Annotated in this window: 19 protein-coding genes; 8 read left to right on the top strand and 11 right to left on the bottom strand. The window is 73.2% G+C overall.

Annotation, left to right across the window (positions count from 1 at the left end):
* The first annotated feature begins 216 nt into the window (after positions 1–216).
* Positions 217–1,332 carry a DUF4185 domain-containing protein gene (locus SNR22_RS28715; protein WP_320069814.1) on the top strand — a complete coding sequence of 372 codons (1,116 nt, stop codon included), beginning with the start codon at positions 217–219 and terminating at the stop codon, positions 1,330–1,332.
* 82 nt (positions 1,333–1,414) lie between these two features.
* Here SNR22_RS28715 and SNR22_RS28720 read toward each other — a convergent pair whose 3' ends face one another.
* Positions 1,415–2,977, bottom strand: coding sequence for a hypothetical protein (locus tag SNR22_RS28720; protein ID WP_320069815.1), 1,563 nt, complete (start codon positions 2,975–2,977; stop codon positions 1,415–1,417).
* 110 nt (positions 2,978–3,087) lie between these two features.
* Positions 3,088–3,708, bottom strand: a complete 621-nt coding sequence (locus SNR22_RS28725; protein WP_320069816.1) for an L-threonylcarbamoyladenylate synthase — start codon at positions 3,706–3,708, stop codon at positions 3,088–3,090.
* An 81-nt stretch (positions 3,709–3,789) separates the two neighbouring features.
* Here SNR22_RS28725 and SNR22_RS28730 point away from each other — a divergent pair, with 81 nt between their 5' ends.
* Positions 3,790–4,191 carry a hypothetical protein gene (locus SNR22_RS28730; protein ID WP_320069817.1) on the top strand — a complete coding sequence of 134 codons (402 nt, stop codon included), beginning with the start codon at positions 3,790–3,792 and terminating at the stop codon, positions 4,189–4,191.
* Between the two features lie 518 nt (positions 4,192–4,709).
* On the opposite strand, the gene SNR22_RS28735 is transcribed toward SNR22_RS28730, so the two are convergent.
* A complete protein-coding gene (locus SNR22_RS28735) occupies positions 4,710–5,390 on the bottom strand; it encodes a response regulator transcription factor (protein ID WP_320069818.1) in 681 nt (226 codons plus the stop codon).
* A 302-nt stretch (positions 5,391–5,692) separates the two neighbouring features.
* On the opposite strand from SNR22_RS28735, the gene SNR22_RS28740 reads away from it, so the two are divergent.
* Both SNR22_RS28740 and SNR22_RS28745 read left to right on the top strand, forming a co-directional pair.
* The gene (locus SNR22_RS28740) at positions 5,693–6,136 is read left to right on the top strand and encodes a hypothetical protein (RefSeq protein ID WP_320069819.1); all 444 of its coding nucleotides are present in this window, start codon (positions 5,693–5,695) and stop codon (positions 6,134–6,136) included.
* A 437-nt stretch (positions 6,137–6,573) separates the two neighbouring features.
* Positions 6,574–7,641, top strand: a complete 1,068-nt coding sequence (locus SNR22_RS28745; RefSeq protein WP_320069820.1) for a P1 family peptidase — start codon at positions 6,574–6,576, stop codon at positions 7,639–7,641.
* Positions 7,642–7,665: 24 nt separating this feature from the next.
* On the opposite strand, the gene SNR22_RS28750 is transcribed toward SNR22_RS28745, so the two are convergent.
* The 5 genes from SNR22_RS28750 to SNR22_RS28770 are packed head-to-tail and all read right to left on the bottom strand — an operon-like array spanning position 7,666 to position 12,250.
* Complete coding sequence (locus tag SNR22_RS28750) at positions 7,666–8,442, bottom strand: ABC transporter ATP-binding protein (protein ID WP_320069821.1); 777 nt, start codon at positions 8,440–8,442, stop codon at positions 7,666–7,668.
* Positions 8,439–9,458: a FecCD family ABC transporter permease gene (locus SNR22_RS28755; RefSeq protein ID WP_320069822.1), complete on the bottom strand. Its 1,020-nt coding sequence runs from the start codon at positions 9,456–9,458 to the stop codon at positions 8,439–8,441. Before SNR22_RS28755 ends, SNR22_RS28750 begins: the two co-directional genes overlap by 4 nt.
* Positions 9,455–10,444 (bottom strand): iron chelate uptake ABC transporter family permease subunit, encoded by a 990-nt coding sequence (locus SNR22_RS28760; RefSeq protein ID WP_320069823.1) that lies wholly within the window; start codon positions 10,442–10,444, stop codon positions 9,455–9,457. Before SNR22_RS28760 ends, SNR22_RS28755 begins: the two co-directional genes overlap by 4 nt.
* Positions 10,434–11,249: a siderophore-interacting protein gene (locus tag SNR22_RS28765; RefSeq protein WP_320069824.1), complete on the bottom strand. Its 816-nt coding sequence runs from the start codon at positions 11,247–11,249 to the stop codon at positions 10,434–10,436. Before SNR22_RS28765 ends, SNR22_RS28760 begins: the two co-directional genes overlap by 11 nt.
* Entirely contained in the window at positions 11,246–12,250 is a 1,005-nt protein-coding gene (locus SNR22_RS28770) for an ABC transporter substrate-binding protein (protein ID WP_320069825.1), read from the bottom strand. Before SNR22_RS28770 ends, SNR22_RS28765 begins: the two co-directional genes overlap by 4 nt.
* A 123-nt stretch (positions 12,251–12,373) precedes the next feature.
* On the opposite strand from SNR22_RS28770, the gene SNR22_RS28775 reads away from it, so the two are divergent.
* Both SNR22_RS28775 and SNR22_RS28780 read left to right on the top strand, forming a co-directional pair.
* Positions 12,374–13,219 carry an AraC family transcriptional regulator gene (locus SNR22_RS28775; RefSeq protein WP_320069826.1) on the top strand — a complete coding sequence of 282 codons (846 nt, stop codon included), beginning with the start codon at positions 12,374–12,376 and terminating at the stop codon, positions 13,217–13,219.
* Positions 13,220–13,602: 383 nt separating this feature from the next.
* Positions 13,603–14,223 (top strand): hypothetical protein, encoded by a 621-nt coding sequence (locus tag SNR22_RS28780; RefSeq protein ID WP_320069827.1) that lies wholly within the window; start codon positions 13,603–13,605, stop codon positions 14,221–14,223.
* 93 nt (positions 14,224–14,316) lie between these two features.
* On the opposite strand, the gene SNR22_RS28785 is transcribed toward SNR22_RS28780, so the two are convergent.
* From SNR22_RS28785 to SNR22_RS28795, 3 genes are read right to left on the bottom strand one after another with little or no spacing between them, the layout of a single operon-like run.
* On the bottom strand, positions 14,317–14,781 hold the full coding sequence (locus tag SNR22_RS28785) for a hypothetical protein (protein ID WP_320069828.1): 465 nt from the start codon (positions 14,779–14,781) through the stop codon (positions 14,317–14,319).
* Positions 14,756–15,388, bottom strand: coding sequence for a sigma-70 family RNA polymerase sigma factor (locus tag SNR22_RS28790; RefSeq protein WP_320069829.1), 633 nt, complete (start codon positions 15,386–15,388; stop codon positions 14,756–14,758). Before SNR22_RS28790 ends, SNR22_RS28785 begins: the two co-directional genes overlap by 26 nt.
* Before the next feature lie 31 nt (positions 15,389–15,419).
* Positions 15,420–16,730: a S8/S53 family peptidase gene (locus SNR22_RS28795; protein WP_320069830.1), complete on the bottom strand. Its 1,311-nt coding sequence runs from the start codon at positions 16,728–16,730 to the stop codon at positions 15,420–15,422.
* A gap of 196 nt (positions 16,731–16,926) precedes the next feature.
* Between SNR22_RS28795 and SNR22_RS28800 the strand changes: the two genes are divergently transcribed.
* Together SNR22_RS28800 and SNR22_RS28805 are read left to right on the top strand one after the other, a co-directional pair.
* Positions 16,927–19,542: a CHAT domain-containing tetratricopeptide repeat protein gene (locus tag SNR22_RS28800; protein ID WP_320069831.1), complete on the top strand. Its 2,616-nt coding sequence runs from the start codon at positions 16,927–16,929 to the stop codon at positions 19,540–19,542.
* 182 nt (positions 19,543–19,724) lie between these two features.
* Positions 19,725–20,525, top strand: a complete 801-nt coding sequence (locus tag SNR22_RS28805) for a serine protease (RefSeq protein WP_320069832.1) — start codon at positions 19,725–19,727, stop codon at positions 20,523–20,525.
* Positions 20,526–20,656: the final 131 nt, after the last annotated feature.

Raw genomic sequence — 20,656 nt, forward strand, 5'->3', positions numbered from 1 at the left:
ACGACATCATCGTCTTCACCAAAAACAACACCAACGACGTCCACGTAGCCCTCTCCACCGGCACCACCTTCACCCCCACCACCAAATGGCACGACTTCTTCGGCCTCCCCGGAGAAACCACCCTCTGAACCACCCCCCACCTGAGTCGCCTCGCCGTCTTTTCCTGGGAGGCATCGAGCGCGCCCGGCCGGACCGGCCGGGCGGGAAGGACCTGACATGGCACTGGACCGTCGTGCATTCCTCGGCAGGGTCGCCGCGGTCGCCACGGCCTCGGCCGTCGCGCCGGCCCTGGCCTTTCCCGGCCCGGCCCAGGCCGCCACCTGGAAGAAGCGTCTCACCGGCGCCGACCTGGACACCAACAGTCGGTGGCGGGTCGCCGGCACGGACCTCGGCATCCCGTACGTGCTGGAGAACGGCTCGATCGGGTACCTCTTCGGCGACACCTTCAACACCCCGTGGCCCGAGGGGCCGCTGCCCAACGACTGGCGGTCCCCGGTGATGCTGCGCTCCAACGTGCACCCGGGCGCTCCCGGCGGGGTCGTCTTCGACAGCGCCGCACGGGTGGCCGGCAACGGCCGGGCCCCCGAACTCATGCACAACGGCCACTTCGGGATCGGTATCGACGGCCTCTGGGAGGTCAGCGTGATCCCCAACGACGGGATCAGCTTCCCCGAGACCGGTCGCCAACTGATCTCCTACATGAGCATCGAGAACTGGGACTCCGTCGGGCCCGCCGGCCCGCACTGGCGCTCGCGCTACGCCGGCCTGGCCTACTCCGACAACGGCAACGACTTCGTCCGGACCTCGTTGAAGTGGTGGAACAACGGCAACAACACCGACCCGTTCCAGATGTGGACGATGCAGCGCGACGGGGACTGGGTCTACGTCTTCTCCGTCCGCTCGGGCCGCCAGGACGGCCCGATGATGCTGCGCCGGGTCCGCTGGGACCGGCTGTTCTACCCCGAGTCGTACGAGGGCTGGGGCTGGAACGGCAGCAACTGGGGCTGGGGCCGGCCCTGCACGCCGATCCTCACCGGCCGGTTCGGCGAACCGTCGGTGCGCAGGCTGCACGACGGCACCTGGGTCATGTCCTACGTCAACTGTGTCACCGGCTGCATCGTCACCCGCACCGCCGCCGGGCCGGACCAGGTCTGGACCGCCGAGAAGGTCCAGGTGTTCCCGTGGCAGGAGCCCGCGCTGTACGGGGGCTTCATCCACCCCTGGTCGGGCAGGAACGCCAACGAGCTGCACCTGATGGTCTCGAAGTGGACCAGGGGGCTCGACAACCGCAGCACCGCCTACCACGTCAGCCAGTTCGTCGGATCCCTCTGAACCACGCGGGGTCGCCGGGCGGCGGCGGGGTGCCGTCGTCCGCCCGGCGACCACCGATCCGGCACCGGGTCGGGGCGGTCGGTCAGGAGGCCCCTTCCGGCGCGGCGAGGGACCGCAGCGCCGGCCGGAGGCGGATCTGCTCGATCGCGCGGTCGTAACCGGCGAGCATCAGGAACGCGTCGTCACCGGCGCCGACCTGGCACATCGACCGGATCCAACCCGTCGAGCCGGCCAGCAGGCCCAGCAGCGACCCGGTGCCCAACGATCCCCGGCGCGTCCCGCTCGCCGGGTCCCACAGGGTCACGCCGACGCCGTCCCCGGCCGCGGCGAGGAGCACCTCGCCGTCCATTTCCACCACGCAGAGCGCGTAGCGGGGGGCCTCGTCGTCGAAGGAGCCGAGGCGCTCGCCGCTGTCGGGGTCCCACAGGACCACGGTGCCGTCGCCGGCCGCCGAGGCGAGCCGGGTCGCGCCGCCGACGGTGACCGCGCCGACGGCGTTGACGCCGCCCCGCTGGGCGCCCAGGTGGCGGACCAGTCGCCCGTCGGCCGGGTCCCACAGCCGGACGGTGCCGTCGGCGTACCCGGCGGCGAGCAGGACCCGACCGTCCACCAGCACGGTGCACAGCGCCCGGACGATCCACCGCACCTGCCGGCCGACCACCCGCACCTGGCGGCCCGTCTCCGGCTCCCAGATCCGGATCCGGCAGTCGTCCCCGCCGGAGGCGAGCAGGACGGTGTCGCCGACCGGCACGGCGCACAGGGCGTTGACCGGGCCCAGGTGCCCGGCCAGGGCGTGCACCGCCCGGCCGGTCTCGGGGTCCCACAGGTGCACGGCGTCGCCGTAGCCGGCGGAGGCGAGCAGCACCCGCCGCGGCGTCTCGATCGCGCAGACGGCCCGCACCAGGCCCGGGGTGAGGCGGTCGAGGTGGCGGCGGAGCATGTCGGGGGTCGGTTCCGGCAGCAGGCCCGACAGGTCGACGAGCACGCCGCCGGAGCCCATCACCCGCAGCTGCTCGCCGGCACCCGGGTCGCCGATCCCGACGAGGTGCCCCAGCCCGCCGTACGCCGCCAGCACCCGGCCCTCGACGGGCAGCGGGGTCACGCAGCCGTGCCACGGCCTGGTCCACGCCAGGGTGGTGCCCGCGACGAGGGTGCCCACCGCGACGAGGCCGCCCAGCAGCACGCCGGGCCACCGCTGCGCCGACTGCACCCCGGGCACCAGCTGAACGGCAGCGAGGTACCAGGACGCCGGCACCGCGAACCGTGCCGCGAGCCGGGCCACGCCGAGGATGTCCGGCGGGAACGGCTCCGCCCGCAGCGCGCGGCCACCGCCGCGCAGCAGCGAGAAGAGCACCGCCGGCGTCATCAGGATCCCCCCGACGACCGCCGCCGGACCGGGCTCGCCGGTGAACGCGGCCAGTAGGACGAACGCGACGGCGGTCGCGAGGAACCCGCGGACCCACGGCGCCGTCCGGGAGAAGGCGATCCGGGACAGGCCCAGGGTCATGGCCGCGCCGAGCGCCGTCAGCACCGCGACCGCCACCAGCGGCCAGAACCCGTCGACCCGAAGGGCGTCCGGTTGTGACCACCGCACCGCGATCAGCACCAGCAGCGTTGCGACGACCGGCAGGATGAGTCGCACCATCGGATGACCTCGCAGTCCGGCTGCCCGGCGCGGCCGGGAATCGGTGATTCGAGCGAATGCGTGGCCGATTGTGCCGAACGGCCGCCACCGCGCGGGGGCGACCGTTGCCGCTACGCGAAGCGGGACGGGTCGCCCGCGCCGACGCGGACGACCTCAGGTTCGCCGTCGGAGAAGTCGACCACCGTGGTCGGCACGGTGCCGCACTCACCCGAGTCGACGACAGCGTCGACGACGTGGTCGAGGCGTTCCTTGATCTCCCAGCCCTGGGTCATCGGTTCGTCGTCGCCGGGCAGCAGCAGGGTGCTCGACAGCAGCGGCTCGCCCAACTCGGTGAGGAGCGCCTGGGCGGCGGTGTGCTCGGGGATGCGGACGCCGACGGTCTTCTTCTTCGGGTGCAGCAACCGGCGGGGCACCTCCTTCGTCGCGGGCAGGATGAACGTGTAGCTGCCGGGGGTGGCCGCCTTGACGGCGCGGAACACGGCGTTGTTGAGGTGGACGAACTGGCCGAGCTGCGCGAAGTCCCGGCACACCAGGGTGAAGTGGTGGCCGCTGTCGAGGTGGCGGATCTCCCTGATCCGGTCCATGCCCTCCTTGTTGCCCAGCTGGCAGCCCAGGGCGAAGCACGAGTCCGTCGGGTAGGCGATCAACCCGTCCCCCCGGATTAGGTCGACCACCTGGCGGATCGTCCTGGACTGAGGGTTGTCGGGGTGCACGTCGTAGTACTTCGCCATGGGGCGAGCTTAGGCCGGGGCACCCTGTCGTCTTCCCGACAGTGTCCGATCGGCTCGAGGGGAGAAGCCCATCGTTGTCTCATGGTGCTTCGCCCGACCCGCGCAGGCGGGTCCGCATACCTGCTGCGCCGCCCGCCGATGCCCGGTCCCGTGCTGGTGACCGTGCTCCTCTTCGCGTTCCTGGCGCTGCTGTTCGCCCTGGCGACGGCGCACCGGCTGCTGGCCCAGGACGGGTCGCTCGGCGCCGCCATGTTCTTCGCCGTCATGGCCGTCACCTGTGCCTTCGTGGCGTTCAGCCTGTTCGGCCGCCGCCCCTGGGCCCGCTATCCGGCGTACGCCCTGGCGGGGCTCTTCGCCGCGGCCTCGCTCGGCCTCTTCGGGGCGATCACGATCGTCGGGGTCGGCCTGTTGGTCTGGGTGCTCTGGTCGCTGAACACGCGCACCGCCCGCCAATGGCTGACCGGCCGCCGGCGGTTGCGGTGACGGCGGGCCCCACCGGCCCGCCGCAGCACCGCCGCGTCAGCCCTGCGCGGCCCCGGTGGGCAGGCCGGCCGCGCCGTCGGGGCGGGCCGCCGCGAGGGTCGCCACCACGTGGTCGAGGGTGTCCAGCCGGCGGCCCCGGCCGCCGAGGTCGGACCGGTTCGCCTGGCGCTGCCGCGTCCAGGTGAATCGGTCGCAGCCCCTCGGCCGGAGAACTGTCCCGTTTCGCCCCGCAGGCCATCGCTCCTTGCCGGATACCCAGTTGTCGTCACCGGCGACAGGCCGGCGTTGGCTCCCCAGCCACTACGCAGGAATCGGAGGCTGGGTTCAACCGTCCGCCGAAGTCGGACGGAGCCGTGGTCGCGCTGCTGGTCGACTCCCGCTGGTCTGCGCTCTTCGCGGTCGTCAGCGGTGTCGGCGCGACCCCGAGCCCCGGGCCGGCCGTCAGTTGTCGGCTGTGATGTCGGCGGCGGGTCGTTCGCGGCCGAGCACAGCACCGGGTACCGGGCGCCCACGCACGGCTACCGTCTGGCCTCCACCACGACCAGCCCGTTCTGGTACGCCGCCGCCACGGCCTGGGCGCGGTCGCGCAGTCGCAGCTTGGTCAGTACCCGGCCGATGTGCGCCTTCACCGTGCCCTCCTGGATGAACAGCCGCTCGGCGATCTCCCGGTTGGTGAAGCCGTGCGCGACCATGATCAGCACCTCCCGCTCGCGGCCGGTGAGCTGGCTGAGCTCCTGCGGGGTGCGTGCTCCCGGTTCAGCCCGGGACGCGAACTCGCGCATCAGCATGCGCGTCACTGCCGGGTCGAGCCAGCCGTCGCCGGCGGCAACAGCCCGGATCGCCTGCACCAGCTCACTGCGCGCAGTGCTCTTGAGCAGCAATCCGGTGGCTCCGGCACGCAACGCGCCGTACAGCACCGCGTCGAGGCAGTGCCCGGTCAGGACCAGCACGCTGACGCCCATGTCGGTCAGTTCCCTGGTGGCATCGAGCCCGTCGACGATCAGCCCGTCGACGATCGCGACTTCGGGTGACCATTCGCGCGCGGCGACCACGGCCCCGACTCCGGTGGCCGCCTCCGCCACCACCTCGATGTTCGATTCCACAGTCAGCAGCATTCCGAGGCCGGCTCGCATCAGCGGCTGTTCGTCGGCGACCACCACGCTGATCTTCTGACTCGGCCCGTCCTCGCTCCGCGTCACGACCGGTCCTTCCAATGCCATCACCATTGAGTTGTTCCGGTCAAGGTATCCGCAGGTGCACGACGCGTGACCTGGCCAGTCGGAGACCGGACGCTAGCCACATCCGGTCGGTGCGCGGTTACGGACTGCACTGACGGGCAATGCCCGTCAGTGCCCTCGGGACGGTGTCGCCCGGCCGGCTGTGCCCCGGGGGGCATCCGGCGGATGTGACCCGTGGCTAGATGTGACGGACCTGTTGTTCTCCGACAATTCTTGTCAGCGCCCAGCCAGTGAGCGCCTGACGAGTGGAGAAGGAGCATTCCATGAAGATGCCGCTCTTGTTGGCGTCTGCCGCGGTTCTGGTCCCGGGGGTTTTCGTGGCCAGCACCGCGTCCGCCGAAGTCCCGCAGGGCGAAGGGTCCGCCCAGACCGCGCGGGTGTCCGCCGCGGCCGGCCAGACCTCGGGCAAGTCGAAGCTGCCCACCGCCACCGACACCGTCGACTTTCTGGCCATGGCCGGTGGCTACACCCACTACTGGGGTGCCCGCAACAACTGCTGGAACCTCAACCTCAACGGCCTGCCGGTCACCCCGAGGTACCCCGTCACGGTCTCGGCCACCGAGGTCGACGGCGCGGGCAACGAGTTCATCGGCCCGGCGCAGATCACCGTGCAGAACGTCGCGGTGTGGAACGGCGGCGTCTCGGCCCGGGTGTGTGTCAACTGGGCGTCGCCGATCCCCATCAACGTGCACTACGTGTGGGGTTAGGCCGCTGTCTCGCGGGACCATGGACCTCGCTCCTGGAGTCCGTCCTGGCGCGGGGTGACCTGACCGGGTAGGTGGGCTGGTGCCGGCAGCGTGCTGCCGGCACCGTCTCCCCGCAGGTGGTGGCGGAACCACCGGCAGGTAGGCCCAGGCCCAGGCTTCGGCTGGGCCGGCGGGCCGGGCGACGGCGGTCAGCGCGGAGGCGACATCGATGGGTTGGACTCGTCGGACCAGGTGCATGTTGCCCTCCCTGTCGGGTGCCCGGTCGACGGTGACTAGGCGGTTCCAGCCTGCTGGCTACCTACGCTGTCCGGTGGATTCCCGGACAGGGCTCCCCGGGCGCTGCTCGGTGTCGAACCGGTGCGAACCCGCTCCGGGCCGGTACACCGACTCGACAATCGCGGGTAGCGTGCCGGGCTGAAGACGACGACAGGAGCGCGGTGGACCAGAAACCACACCGGACACGGGACCTCGGCATCACCGTCGGTACGTTTCCGACCGGCCCGCTCAACGCCATCACCGACGTGGCCGACGTCCTGGTCGGTCACGTCACCATCGACGATGGCGCCGACCTGCACACCGGCGTCACCGCCGTCGTGCCGCGCCAGCTCGGCGCCGGGTGCCGGGCGCTTCCGGCCGCGGTGTACGTCGGGAACGGGTACGGCAAGCTCGTCGGCTCCACGCAGGTGGACGAACTCGGTGTCCTGGAGTCCCCGATCGTGCTGACGGCGACCCTGTCGGTCTTCCGTGCCGCAGACGCCCTGCTCACCTACCTGATGGGCCGGGAACCGTCCGGAGTGTCGTTCAACCCGCTGGTCGGGGAGACCAACGATGGACACCTGTCCGACATTCGCCGTCGTCCGGTGACCGAGGAGCACGTGCTCGAGGCCGTCGAGCGTGCCTCGGCCGGTCTGCCGGCCGAGGGATGCGTCGGCGCGGGCACCGGCACGACAGCCCTGGGTTTCAAGGCTGGCATCGGCACCTCGTCGCGACGGGTCAGCGTCCACGGCTCCGGCCATACTGTCGGCACCCTCGTCCAGTCGAACTTCAGCGGGCTCCTCACCGTGCTGGGAGTCCCGATGCCCGCTGCCGAACTGGTGTCACAGTGTGACCGGGAGGAGCCGTCCGGCAACTCGTGCATGATCATCGTGGCGACCGACGCGCCGGTGGACGCCCGTCAGCTCGGCCGGCTCGCCCGCCGGGCCGTGTTCGCCATGTCCCGGGTGGGTGCGGCGTACACCCATGGCAGCGGCGACTACGCGATCGCCTTCACCACGACACCGCCACCGTCGCAGCCGCTACCCGATCGGATGATCGATCCGCTCTTCGCCGCCGTCCTGGACTCGGTCGAGGAGTCACTGCTCAACTCGTTGTTCATGGCCGTGACCACCACCGGTGTATGCGGCAGGGTGCAGCATGCTCTCCCGCACCAGCAGGTGCTCCAGCGGCTTGTCACCGCCGGCCGACTGCCCACCGATGCGGGAAAGGGCTCGGGCGAGCTGTTCTGATCCTGGTCATCGTCGTGGCCGTCGCTATACGGTCGGCACCACCATCGGGGTGCCGGTCACCGGGTTCGCCATCACGATGCTCGGCAGGCCGAAGACCTCCTGCATGAGGGCCGCGTCCACCACGTCGGCCGGTGCGCCCTGCGCGACGACCCGGCCGTCCTTCATCGCCACGATGTGGTCGGCGAAACGGCAGGCCTGGTTGATGTCGTGCAGAACCGCGACGATCGTCCGGCCCTCGTCGCGCAGCCGCGCGAAGAGCGCCAGCAACTCGTACTGGTGGGTGATGTCCAGGAAGGTGGTGGGCTCGTCGAGCAGCAGGTACGGCGTCTCCTGCGCCAGCACCATCGCGATCCAGACCCGTTGCCGTTGGCCGCCGGACAGCTCCTCGACGGGCCGCTCGGCCAGCTCCGTGACGCCGGCCACCGCCATGGCCGATCGGACGGCCTCCTCGTCGGTGGCCGACCCGGTGGTGAACAGGGACTGGTGCGGGTAACGGCCCCGGGCGACGAGCCGTCGGACGACGATGTTCTCCGGAGCTACCAGGCCCTGGGGCAGGAACCCCACCTGTTGCGCGAACCGCTTCGGGCGGTGGCCGGAAACGTCCCGGCCGTCGAGGCTGATGGTGCCCGACGACGGCGTGAGCAGTCGGACGAACGCCTTGAGCAACGTCGACTTCCCGCACGCGTTGGGCCCCACGATGGCCGTGAACGCGCCGTCGGGCACGGCCAGGCTCACCCCCGTCGACACCATCCGCTCCCCGTAGCCGAGCGTGACGTCCTGCGCGGTCAGGCGGCTTCTCACCGTCGTTTCACCTCCATGCCGAGCAACCAGATGAGATAGCAGCCGCCGATCGCCGTGGTGACCACCCCGACCGGCAGCGCGACCGGCGCCAGCAGCAACTGCGCGACGAGGTCGGCGGTCAGGAGCAGCACCGCCCCGGTCAGCGCCGCCGGGACCAGGGGCACGCCGGCGGCCCGGGCGAGCCGCCGGCCGATCTGAGGAGCGGCGAGGGCGATGAATACGATCGGCCCGGCGATCGCGGTCACGGTGGCGGTGCAGCCCACTCCGGCCAGGACCATCAGCAGCCGGAGCCGGCCCAGGCGTACGCCGGTGGTGCGGGCGATCTCGTCGCCCAGGGCCGCCTGGTGCATGGCGTGGGAGATCACGACGAGCAGCAGCACGAAGAAGGTGGCGACGGCGAACGGCAGCCGGAGCTCGGCCCAGTCGACGCCGTTGAGCGAGCCGGCGCTCCAGCCGGTCGCGGCCATCGCCACGTCGATCTCGGCCCGCAGCACGATCCAGGAGTTCAGGGCGGTCAGCATCGCGTTGACGGCGATCCCGATGACGACCAGCCGGAGGCCGCTGAACCCGGAGTCCAACGACAGCAGGTAGATCACCGCCGCGGCCAACAGCCCGCCCGTCACCGAGCCCACCGCGAGCTGCCCGGCGGTACCGTTCAGCATCGTGATCGCCACCAGGGCTCCGGTGTAGGCGCCCGCGTCGAGTCCGATCACATCGGGGCTGCCCAGCGCGTTGCGGGTCAGATTCTGGAAGATCGCCCCGGCGAGCCCCAGGCAGGCGCCGAAGACCAGCGCCGCGGTCACCCGTGGCAACCGCCACTCCCGGATCACGAAGGCCGACTCGCCGCCGGAGGCCAGGGCGGTGAACACCTGCGCGGGGCTGGTCCAGGTCTGCCCGTAGCAGAGGGCCACCAGGGCGAGGACCGCCGCAGTCGTGACGAGCCCCGCCGACACGACGGCCGTACGCCGTTCGACCCGGAGCACGACGGCCCCCGCCCGCAGCGTCAGCGTGCTCACAGCGCCGCCGCCCCGTAGCGACGGACGGCCCAGATCAGCACCGGGCCGCCCAGGAACGCCGTGACGATCGCGACCGGGACCTCGCCCGTGGGCAGCAGCACCCGGGAACCGATGTCGGCGACGAGCAGCAGCACCGGGCCGAGCAGCATCGAATACGCCATGATCCACGGAACCGAGTCGACGGCCAGCCGCCGGGCCAGGTGCGGGACCATCAGACCGACGAACGCGATCGGTCCGGCGACGGCGGTGGCGACGCCGGTGAGCAGGGTGACGAGCACCAGGACGGTGACCCGGATCCGCGGCACGTGCGCACCGAGCGCGTGGGCGACGTCCTCGCCGAGGGCCAAGGCGTTCAGCGGCCCGGTCGCGGCCATCGCGGCGACCAGCGCGGCCGCGATGACCAGCACGGGCACGAGCAACGGGGTCTGCTCGGTGCCGGCCAGCGTTCCCACCGACCAGAAGCGGTACCGGTCGAAGACGTCGGGGAAGGTCAGCCGCAGGCCGAGCGAGACGCCCATCAGGACCCAGCTCAGGGCGACGCCGGCGAGGACCAGCCGCAGCGGCGAGGTCCGTCCGACGGCGTAGACCACGACCGCGGCGACCGCGGAGCCGGCGACCGCGAGCACGAGCTGTCCGGACTGTGACCCGGCGACCCCTGCCAGGACACCCAGGTTGATCGCGAAGCCGGCCCCGGCGGTCACACCGAGGATGCCCGGCTCGGCCAGCGGATTGCGGGTCAGCGTCTGGATCAGCACGCCGGCCGCGCCGAGGGCGGCGCCGACGCAGACGCCGAGGATCGTGCGGGGCAGCCGGATGTCGCGTACCACGAGGTGGTCGGCGGTGCCGGCGGGGTCGGTGAGGGCCCGCCAGACCTCGACCACCGCGACGGCCCGGGCGCCCACGGCCAGGCTCGCGCCCGCCGCGACGACGAGCAGCGCGACGGACCCGAGCAGCAGGATCACCCGGCGGGACCGGTCAGTCTTCAAGCCCGGCAACTCCGCGCTTCCAGTAGCCGGTGACCAGCGAGTCGACGCGTTCTCCGCTCCAGGCACGCAGCGGCTTGACGTCGGTGGCCTCGCCGGCCGCGAAGAGGAAGACCCGCCCGGCCGGCAGCCGCAGCGACCGCACCGCCTCCGCGAGCGTGGACGAGGTGCCCTCGCGGGCGAGCCAGGTCACCATCACCCGGTCGCGTGACGCCAGCGGGTAACCCTGCTCCGCGGCGTCGTCGATCTCGACCACGACGTGGGCCGACACGTCGGCCGGCGACTGCTCGAGCCACCGGCCGACGGCCGGCAGGGCGGTGGTGTCGACCGCGAAGACGTAGTGGTCGTAGTGGTGTGGGAACGCCTTCGCGCCGGGCGGTCCGGCGATCGTGACCTCGTCGCCCACCGCCGCCGTGGCCGCCCAGGTCGAGGCGACGCCGCCGTCGTGCAGCACGACGTCCAGGTCGATCTCACCGGCGGCGGCGTCGTACCGTCGCACCGTGTACTTGCGGGTGGTGGGCAGCGGGCGCGGCCAGTCGAGCGTCCCGTGCGCGTTCGGCACCGGGTCGCGACGGGTGCCGTCCGGGTCGGGAAAGACGATCTTGACGTGGTCGTCCGCCTGGTAGGTGTGGAAACCGGCGAGGGCCGGGCCGCCGAGGGTCAGGCGCAGCATCCGTGGGGTCAGCTGCTGCCGGGCGAGGACCCGGACGCTGCGCGCCCCGATCGGGTACGCGATCCGCGCGGTGCCGCTTCCCGCGCGCTGGTGGGCCGCGACCCGGGCGGCCGGATCGCGCCGGTCCACGGTCATCGGCCGAGCAGCGGCGCGAACGCCTTGTCGATCGCGTCGAGGGTCGTCAGGGCCGACTCGTACGTCGCCGCCTCCGTGTACCGCAGCGGAAAGACCCGGCCGGCCTTGACCGCCGGCAGGTTCTTCCACAGCGCGGAGTCGAGCACCTGCCGTACCGCCTCGGCCGGCGTGCCGTCGGGCTGCAGGGAGTACGTGATGGCGGCGGCCTCGCCGAGGCTCTCCGGCAGTTCCTCGAGCGAGGGGAACTCGGTCACGTCGAGTCCGCCGCCGCCCTTCTTCTTGACCTCGCCGTAGTAGGTCACGCCGACGTCCTGCGCGATGTTGGTGCCCCACGACTTGGCGAACTCGCGGTGGAACGTGCCCTTGGAGATGTCCCCGGAGGCACCCACGTGTCCGAACTTGAGGCCGGCGAGCGCGGCGCCGTACGTGGCCTTCAGCTCTCCCGCCTTCTTCTCGTACGCGTCCTTGGTTGCCTGGAAGTGCTCGGTGCGGCCGGCGGCGTCGGCCTGGCGGCGGGACAGCTCGCGCCAGGCGTCCGGAACCGTCGGGCCGACGGCGACGACGGGCGCGATGCTCTCCAGCCGCTTCATGTCGACGTCGGCGAGGACCGGCTTCGGCACACCGATCACGATGAGGTCCGGCTTGGCGGCGGCGATGGCCTCGTAGTTGGTCTCGGCGGCCGCCTCGCCCGCCACCTTGGGCAGTCCGTCGTAGGTGGCGCGGTCCTGCTCGGTCATCATCGCCAGGCCGCGCTTCCAACTGGAGATCCCCACCAGGGCGGCGTCCGCCTCGATGAGGACCGGCACCGCATAGCCGGTGGCGACCACGCGGGTGGGCGCGACGGGAATGGTGATCTCGCCGTTGTCGGCGGAGAAGACGCGGGTTGCGGAGCCGCCGTCGGAGGTGGCGGCGGATTCGGAGCCGTCGGAGCCGCAACCGGTCACCACGGCGAGTGCCAGGGCTGCGGCGACGGCCGGACGCCAGTGCTGTCGTACGGACATCTACTGTTCCTTTGCGGGACTACAGGGGTGGCAACCCCACTGGGCTGCGGAGATTAGGTTAGCCTTACTTTTGTTTTCGGCGTGTCGACGGGAGGTCAACCCATGTCGAGGAGAGGTCAGAGCGTGACCGTTGCGGCCCCGCTCGCGGCGGATCCCGTCAGCTGTGCGGAGTTCGGCTACGGGCTCGGTCGCCCCGACGGCATCCTCGTCCTGAGATACCGCTCGGCGGCCCGCCTGGCGTACGGCGAGAACCGGCAGGACTTTCTGCACCAGCTCTACTGGTCGCCCGAGGGCATGCTCTCCGCCCGACACGGCCAGGACACCACCTTCATCGGCCCGGACGAGGCCTTCTGGGTCCACCGGGCGGTGACCCACGAGGTGCACGCGGCGGACCGGCAGACCCTCTACCGGATCTGCCTGCGCGAGGTGCCCGCCGCCCTCGACGGCCTGCGCGCCGGCGCCGTCGGCATCGACGCCGAGGCGACGCGCCTCGTCCTGGCGCTCGCCGACCCGAAGTACGACGAGCGCGAGGCGCCCGAGGCCCGAAGGCGGATCATGGCCGGGCTGAGCCCCCGGTCCGAGCGGGCCGATGACCGCGGGTCCGGTGGCCCGGGCGTCGCGGTGACCGTGGCCATGGCGCTGGCGAACGACCCCGGCGATCCCACCCGCCTCGACGAATGGGCCGAGCGGCTGCACGTCAGCGTCAAGACGCTGCAACGCGACTTCACCCGCGAGTTCGGCATGTCGTACTCACAGTGGCGGACCAGGCTGCGCCTGCGCGCGTCGCTGACGCTGATGCGGACCCGACCGGTCAGCGAGGTCGCCCGCCGCATCGGGTACGCCAGCCCGTCCGCCTTCATCTCCGCCTTCGTCCGGGAGTACGGCTACACGCCGGGCCGCGCCGCGGTGATGAACCATGCCGAGGACGACGCCGGCTCGCCCCTGCCGCGGCCCCGCCCTCGCCGGTAGCGGCCGGCGGCACCCCTTTCGGCGTTGCGGACGCCACCGAGGGCGGCCGGAGCGGGGAAGCCTCCGCGGGCAACCCGGACGGACGAGGGCACCACCTGGGTCGGCGGACGAGGCGAGCTCGAAGGGGCCGCGACGCTCTGAGCCCACGCCGACCAGGTCCCGCACCCGCAACCCGACCGGGAGTTCTTACCCGCTAGCCCACCAACTCGCCCGTCGCGGGAAGGAATCTGACCGTGGTCTGTGCCTGATTGATCCGGCCTGGCGCCATCTGACAACGGGGCGGTGCCCCCGACGGTATCGCCGGGCGATCGGGCGGCTCCTGAAGCCAGGACGATTCCGGCGCGGGACCCCGGGCCGGCCCCCGGCGATGGGAGACAGTTGTCATGGCAATCCTGGGTAGCCGCGCCCGCCGCGCGGCGTTGGCCCTGCTCACCGGCACCGCCCTGGCCAGCCTGCTGGGCGCCACCGCGGCCACCGCAGCCACTGCGGCCATAGCTGCCCCGCTGGACGCGAAGCCGGACCGAGTCATGTCCCCCACCGACGTCTGGATGCGGGACGTCGCCAGCGACGTCGGTCTCCAGCCGCACTCGCTCAGCCCGGTCTGGGCCAGCCCCGACATCAAGATCTGCCCGACGGCGGTGGAGTGCTCGACCAGCATCAACCCGGTCGCCGGCGCGACGAACCACATCCACGTCAAGCTGCGCAACCCCGGGCCGTACGGGTCGGGCGTCGACAGTGGGGTGCTGCGGTTCTACCGCAGCACCCCGGGGGGCAGCCTGGTCTGGCCGGTTGGCTGGACATGGGTCGCGACGCTGTCGCTCACCGTCCCCCCGGGCGTCACGTCGGTGGTCGTCCCGTGGACCGCAGTGCCGGGCCCCGGCCACTTCTCCCTGCTGGCCGTATGGGAGTCACCGAACGACCCGGTGTCGATGTGGACCACGGACACCTTGATCAACGTCCGTTACAACAACAATGTCGCCTGGCGCGACCTGAACTCGGTCTGACCGCAGGACGGCTCCCCGAGCCCGAGGTGGCGGCTCGGGGAGCTGAGGACCGTCGGCCCTCATCGGCACGGCACCGGACCCCATCCGGCCTCGTCAGCTCAGGCTGACCCACTCGGTGGCTACCGCGTACCCGTCGGCGCGGGCGGAGAGCCGGACCGGGCCGGACGGGGGAGCGGCCAGCGAGAAGAAGCCCACCTCGTCGACCGGTGACTCGTCGTACGAACCGGTGGCCGTCCGGGCCGTTACCCGGCCGCCCCGGGGCGGGGAGACCTGGCCGACGATGCCGGCCTCGGTCACCTCGATCTCCAGCACCACCTGGCCATTGCGGAACGACAGCGTCCGCGCCGAGCCGCCCGACCGGGTGAGGCCGGCCGGTTCGGCGTCGCACGCCGAGTCGAACGTCAGCTCGGCGACCGCCAGCTCGGCGTCCATGGTCCGCCAGGCGAACGCCGCGCGCGCGGCGGTCAGGAACTCCTCCGGAACCGGCCCGGCGTTCCAGAGGGCCGCCCCCAGTTCGACGGTCAGGGCGTCGTCATCGACCGGCGGCCACGGCACCATCGCGTTCACCCCCGTTCGTCTCGACTCCGCGGCGTGCCCCGAGGAACGGGACGAGCACCGGGCAGTTGCGCAGCCTGCGCAGGCAGCGGGCCTGAGTTGGGCCGATGCTGCCCATCGGCATGCCCAGCCGCTCGCCGACCTCCCGGTAACTGACCGGCGGGTCGGCGGTCAGCAGGGCCAGCAGCTCCTGGCAGCGGGGCGGGAGCTGGGCGAAGCCCTCCCACAGCGCCTTGCGCCGCTCGGCCCGCAGCAGCTCCTCGTCCGGCGCAGGTGCCTCCACCAGCGGCCCGTGGCAGGTGTCGAGGGCGTCGTCGTAAGGATCGACGGGCCGGCTGCGCCGGTCGAGGCGGGACAGCCGGTAGCACTCCCGCCGGGTGGTGGTGGACAGCCAGGCGGCCAGCGCCTCCGGGTCCCGCACCTGGTCCAGTCGTTCCACCAGGCGCAGCCAAACGGTCTGGTTGACGTCGGAGGCGTCGGCGCGGCTCATCCCGTGGGCCCGGATCACGGACGCCACCAGCGGGGCGTAGCGGCGGACCAGCTCGGCCCACGCCGCCTCGTCCCCGACGACGGCGGCGGCCACCAGGGCGGTCGCGGTCCGGTCTGTCACCGGGGCGCCTTCCCTGAGTGGCTCGTCGCGCTCATGCGACCAGCACGCCGTAGTTCGGGTGCCAGCGGGGGTTCGAGAGCAGGGCCAGCCGTGCCGCGTCGGCGCTCAGGCCCCCGGCGGTCATCATGGCGGCGAGCCTACCGGAGACGTGCGCCGTGGCGAACGAGCTGCCTGCCCAGGCGGCGAAGCCGTGGAACACCCGGGTCGGCCGCCCCGGCAGCGGCAGTTGCCCCTCGACGTACGTGCTGTCGCGTTCGCCGACGGCGCAGGCGTCGACCCATGGGCCGTAGCCGCTGTACGGCGCCGGCACCACGCCCGTGCCGGCGCGGCTGACGGCGGCCACCGCCAGCACCCGGCCCAGGGCGGCCGGCCAGGCGGGCCGGCTGGTGCCGGCGTTGCCCGCGGCGGCCACCACGGCGGTCTGTGCGGGCAGCGCGGCCACGGCGTTGACCAGGGGCAGCGGCGGCAGGTCGTCCTGGGTGAAGCCGCCCAGGGACAGGTTGACGATGGACACCTGTGGCGCGAGGCGGGACATGGCGGCCACCAGCATCGCCTCGTCGCCGACGCCGGTCGGATTCAGCGCCTGCTCCGGGTCGACCCTGACGCCCGGCGCGGCCTGCCGGATGACCCCGGCGACGAAGGTGCCGTGGCCGCCCTGTGCGGCCAGCACGACCCCGGAGACGTAGAGCGCGTCCTCGTCGTCCGACTCCGGGAGGTAGCTGCCGCCGAGCCACTGGGGGTGGTACGTGCCGGCCTGCTGCCAGATGCCGGTGTCGCAGATGCCGACGGTCACGCCGGCGCCCTCGCCGAGCCGGGCCGGGGCGGGCGGTGCCAGCGCGGCGGCCGCCTGAGGCGGGCCGCCCGGGTTGCCCATGATGTTGCCCAGGCCCAGCAGCACATGGTGCGGCTGCACCGCCGCAACGGGCTGGCCCGGCCACTGCTTGGGGTCGCGCAGCGCCGTCACCACCGCGGGGACGTCGGTCTCCCTGGCGAACAGCAGCCGGGCGACCCCGGCGAAGCCGGCGCCCAGGGTCACCGTGTGCCCGCGTGAGCGCAGCCAGGTGGTGACCCGCTGGGCGTCGGCATCGGCCGCGAGGAGCTGCCGGGGGCGGTAGAGGAACTCCCGGCCCGCGACGGTGTGCCGGCGGACGTTCGGGTCGGCGGCCAGGGCGTCGGAGAAGGCGCGCTGGTACGCGTCGTCGTCGCCGGTGTCGCCGGCGGCGGCGGCCGGTCGCAGCGAGCTGCCCAGGGGCACCGCCGCAGCGAGTGCGCCGAGTGCCAGCAGCCGCCGACGGGACAGCCGGCCGGTCGACGGCGGGGTGCGGGGGAGGTCAGGCGGCACCGGTCCTCCAAGCGGTTGCGGGCGGCGCGATGGATGGTGGTCTCCGGTGCGGTCGCCACCGCACTTACCGGGTGGGGTCGATTCTGTCAAACCATTGTTGAATGTCAATGACGTGAAATCGTCACTCCGGGCCATGGAATTCCCACTCGCCCCTTCCGTATTGACGCTGACCGGTTCATCGGGAACGCTGTCCGACATGGCCGACAGCGCCGGTTCCGGTGCCGGAGCGGCCCAGACCGCGCTCGACGCCGTGCAGCGCTATCCCCGTGAGGCGATCGCCCTCGCGTCTCGGGTGCTCGCCGCAGGCGGCGCCGTCACCGGCGACGAGCGCTCCACCGCTGAACGGGCCGTCGGCCTGGCCCTGCGGGAGCTCAACGACCTACCCGGCGCGCTGCGTCACCTGCGCCGGGCGGTGCGGGTCGCCGCGACGCCCCGCACCCGGGCGCTGGCCCGGATGAGCCTCGGCTACGTGCTGGCCAACGCCGGCCGCACCGGCGCGGCCCTGCGCGCGGTGACCGCCGCCCTGCCCCCGCTCACCGGGGCCGACGCCGGGCGGGCCCGAATGCAGCGGGGCGTGGTGCTGCACTACCGCGGCCGGTACGAGGAGGCGGTGCGCGACTACTCCCTCGCGGTCGAGATCGCCCAGCGTGAGGGCGATCCGCTGTTGGAGGCCCGGGCCCGCAATAACCGCGGCCTACTCAACGCCCATCGGGGCGCCGGCCGGGGCCGCGACGACGACCTCGCCCGGTCGGCGGCGATCTTCCAGCGACTCGGGCTGGAGCTCGCCGCCGCCGACGCCCGCTGGAACCTGGGCATCGCGGCGGGCCAGCGCGGCGACACCGTCGGGGCGCTGCGCCGCTTCGCGGACGTCGAGCAGGAGTACCACCGCCTCTCGGTGCCCCGGCCGGCGCTGCTGCTGGACCGGGTCGAGCTGCTGCTGTCGGTGCCCCTGATCGATGAGGCGGTCGAGGTCGCCGGCGTTGCCGTGCGGGAGCTGCGCCGCCGGGGCATGGCCTCCGACCTCGCCGAGGCGCTGCTGGCCCAGGCCCGCGCCGCGCTGCTCGCCGGCGACCTGGACACCGCCATCGACGCCGCCGCCCGGGCGCGGGTCCGGTTCGACCGTCAGGGCCGCCGCACCTGGGCCGCCTTCGCCCGGCACGTCGCGCTGCGCGCCGAGTTCCGCCGGGGCACCCGCTCGACGGGGCTGCTCACCGCGCTGGTGCGTACCGCCGACCGGCTCGACGCCACGGGCTGGCCCGGCCCGGCGCTGACCACTCGGATCGACGCCGGTCGGCTGGCCGCCGCGCTCGGCCGTGCCGACCGCGCGGCGACCCTGCTGGCCACGGCGGCCCGCGCCCGCCAACGGGGCACCGCGCCGAGCCGGGCCCAGGGGTGGTACGCGCTGGCCCTGGCGCGTCGGCTCGCCGGAGACGACCGCGCCGCCGCCCGGGCGCTGCGGCGCGGGCTGGCCGTGCTGGACAGCCACCGGGCCTCGCTCGGGGCCACCGAGCTGCGGGCGCACAGCGGCGCGTACGGGCAGGAGTTGGCCGCCGAGGGCCTCGACATCGCGGTCCGCTCCGGCGCCCCGGCCCGGGTGCTCGCCTGGGCGGAGCGGTGGCGGGCCACCGCGGTGCGTACCCGTCCGGCCCTGCCGCCGGAGGACCCGCACCTGGTCGCGGCGCTCAGCGAGCTCCGCCTGGTCAGCAGCCTGTCGGAGGACGCGCTGCTCGCGGGCCGGCCGAATCAGGCGTTGCGGGGCCGGCAGGCCCGGCTGGAGGGGCGCATCCGGGACCTTGCCCGGCGGGTGCCCGGCGGAGGCGACGTGGCGTCTCCGCCGGGCGTCGCGGCGCTCGCCGCCCGGCTCGGCCCGCGGGTGCTGGTGGAACTGGTGGCGCACGGTGACCGGCTGCGGGCGGTGCTGGTGCGCGACGGCCGGGCCAGCCTGCACGACCTCGGTCCGCTCGCCGAGGCGGTGGGCCAGGCCCGGCGGCACCGCTTCGGCCTGCGCCGGCTGGTCACCACCGGCGACACGCCCGCCGCCCGGGCGGGGGCCAAGCACGCGGCGGCGGCCCTGGACCGGCAGCTGTTCGACCCGCTGCGCCGACGGCTGGCCGACCGCTCTTTGGTGATCGTCCCGATCGGTGCGCTGCACGCGGTGCCGTGGTCCGGCCTGCCGACCTGTGCCGGGCGGCCGGTGACGGTGGCCCCGTCGGCCAGCGTCTGGCTGCGCGCGGACGGCGGTGCGGCGCCATCCGGCCCGCCGGTGCTGGCGGCCGGTCCGCGCCTGCCGGCCGCCCGCACCGAGGTTCGCCTGCTCGCCGGCGAGCTGCCCGGCTCGCGGCTGCTGGCCGGGGCGGACACCACCGCCGAGGCGTTGACCGCCGCGTTGGACGGGGCCCGACTGGCCCACATCGCCGCGCACGGTACGTTCCGGGCCGACAACCCGCTCTTCTCCCGACTGGAGTTGGCCGACGGGCCGTTGCTCGCGTACGAGCTGGAACGGCTGCCCCGCCCGCCGGGCTGCGTGGTGCTCTCCGCGTGCGACTCCGGGCTCTCCGGCGTGCGCCCCGGCGACGAGGTGCTGGGCTTCACCGCGGTGCTGCTGTCCCTGGGCACCAGGTGCCTGGTCGCCACCGTGCTGCCGGTGCCGGCCGATCTCACCACCGCCCTCATGCTCGACCTGCACCGGCGGATGCGGGCCGGCGTCCGGCCGGCGCAGGCCCTCGCCGACGCCCAGGCCGCGTTCGTCGCCGACGGTGACGGTTCGGCTTCGGCCACGGCGGCGGCGTTCGTCTGCTTCGGTGCCGGGTGAGCGAGGTCCGCGGGGCAGGCGCCGGGGCGCGGCGGGCGGCGGATGTCGCGGGCCGGTGGCGAGGATACCGCCGTCGTATGACCCGGAGAGGAGGGCCACAAATCGAGAATCATCAATAGAATTCCGTCATCCCGAACGCGGTGCGCCCACCCGGTGCGCCGGTCCTGATGCGGAGGAACTACATGGTTCGCTGGCGCACCCTCACCGGCCTGTTGGCCACCGCGTTGGCCGCGGTGACCGCGGGCAGCCTCACCCTCACCGCACCCGCCGTCGCCGCGCCGTCCGACGGCGCGATGACCCCGAACGTCGTCGGTGGCACCCGGGCCGCCCAGGGCGAGTTCCCGTTCATGGTGCGGCTCTCGATGGGCTGCGGCGGGGCGCTCTACAGCCCTCGGCTGGTGCTCACCGCTGCCCACTGCGTGGGCGCCACCGGCACCAACACCAGCATCACCGCCACCCTCGGCGCGGTCGACCTCCAGTCGAGCAGCCGGATCACCGTCAAGTCGAACTACGTCTACCGCGCCCCGGGCTACAACGGCTCCGGCAAGGACTGGGCGCTGATCCGGCTGGCCACCCCGGTCACCACCCAGGCGACCCTGCCGATCGCCACCACCAGCGCGTACGACAGCGGCACGTTCACCCTCGCCGGCTGGGGTGCGGCGCGCGAGGGCGGCGCGCAGCAGCGCTACCTGCTCAAGGCCACCGTGCCGTTCGTCAGCGACTCCGTCTGCAGTTCCAACTACGGCGGTGACATCATCCCGGCCGAGGAGATCTGCGCCGGCTACGCCAGCGGTGGCACGGACACCTGCCAGGGTGACTCGGGCGGCCCGATGTTCCGCCGCGACGCCAACAACGCCTGGGTCCAGGTCGGAATCGTCAGCTGGGGCAACGGCTGTGCCCGCCCCAACTACCCGGGCGTCTACACCCAGGTGAGCTATTTTGCCTCCGCGATCGCCGCGGGCGCCGCGAGCCTCGGCGGCTGACCGGACGACAGCACGGCGCGGGGGGGGCCCGGCCCGGGCGCCGGCGGGCCCCGGGCCCCCCGCCAGCGGGCGCGCGGCCGGGGGCACGAGGCCCGCCGGCGGCGGCCTGCGCCGCCCCACCGGGGGGGGCC

This window comes from Micromonospora sp. RTGN7 (genome assembly GCF_033804645.1).
Lineage (GTDB): Bacteria > Actinomycetota > Actinomycetes > Mycobacteriales > Micromonosporaceae > Micromonospora.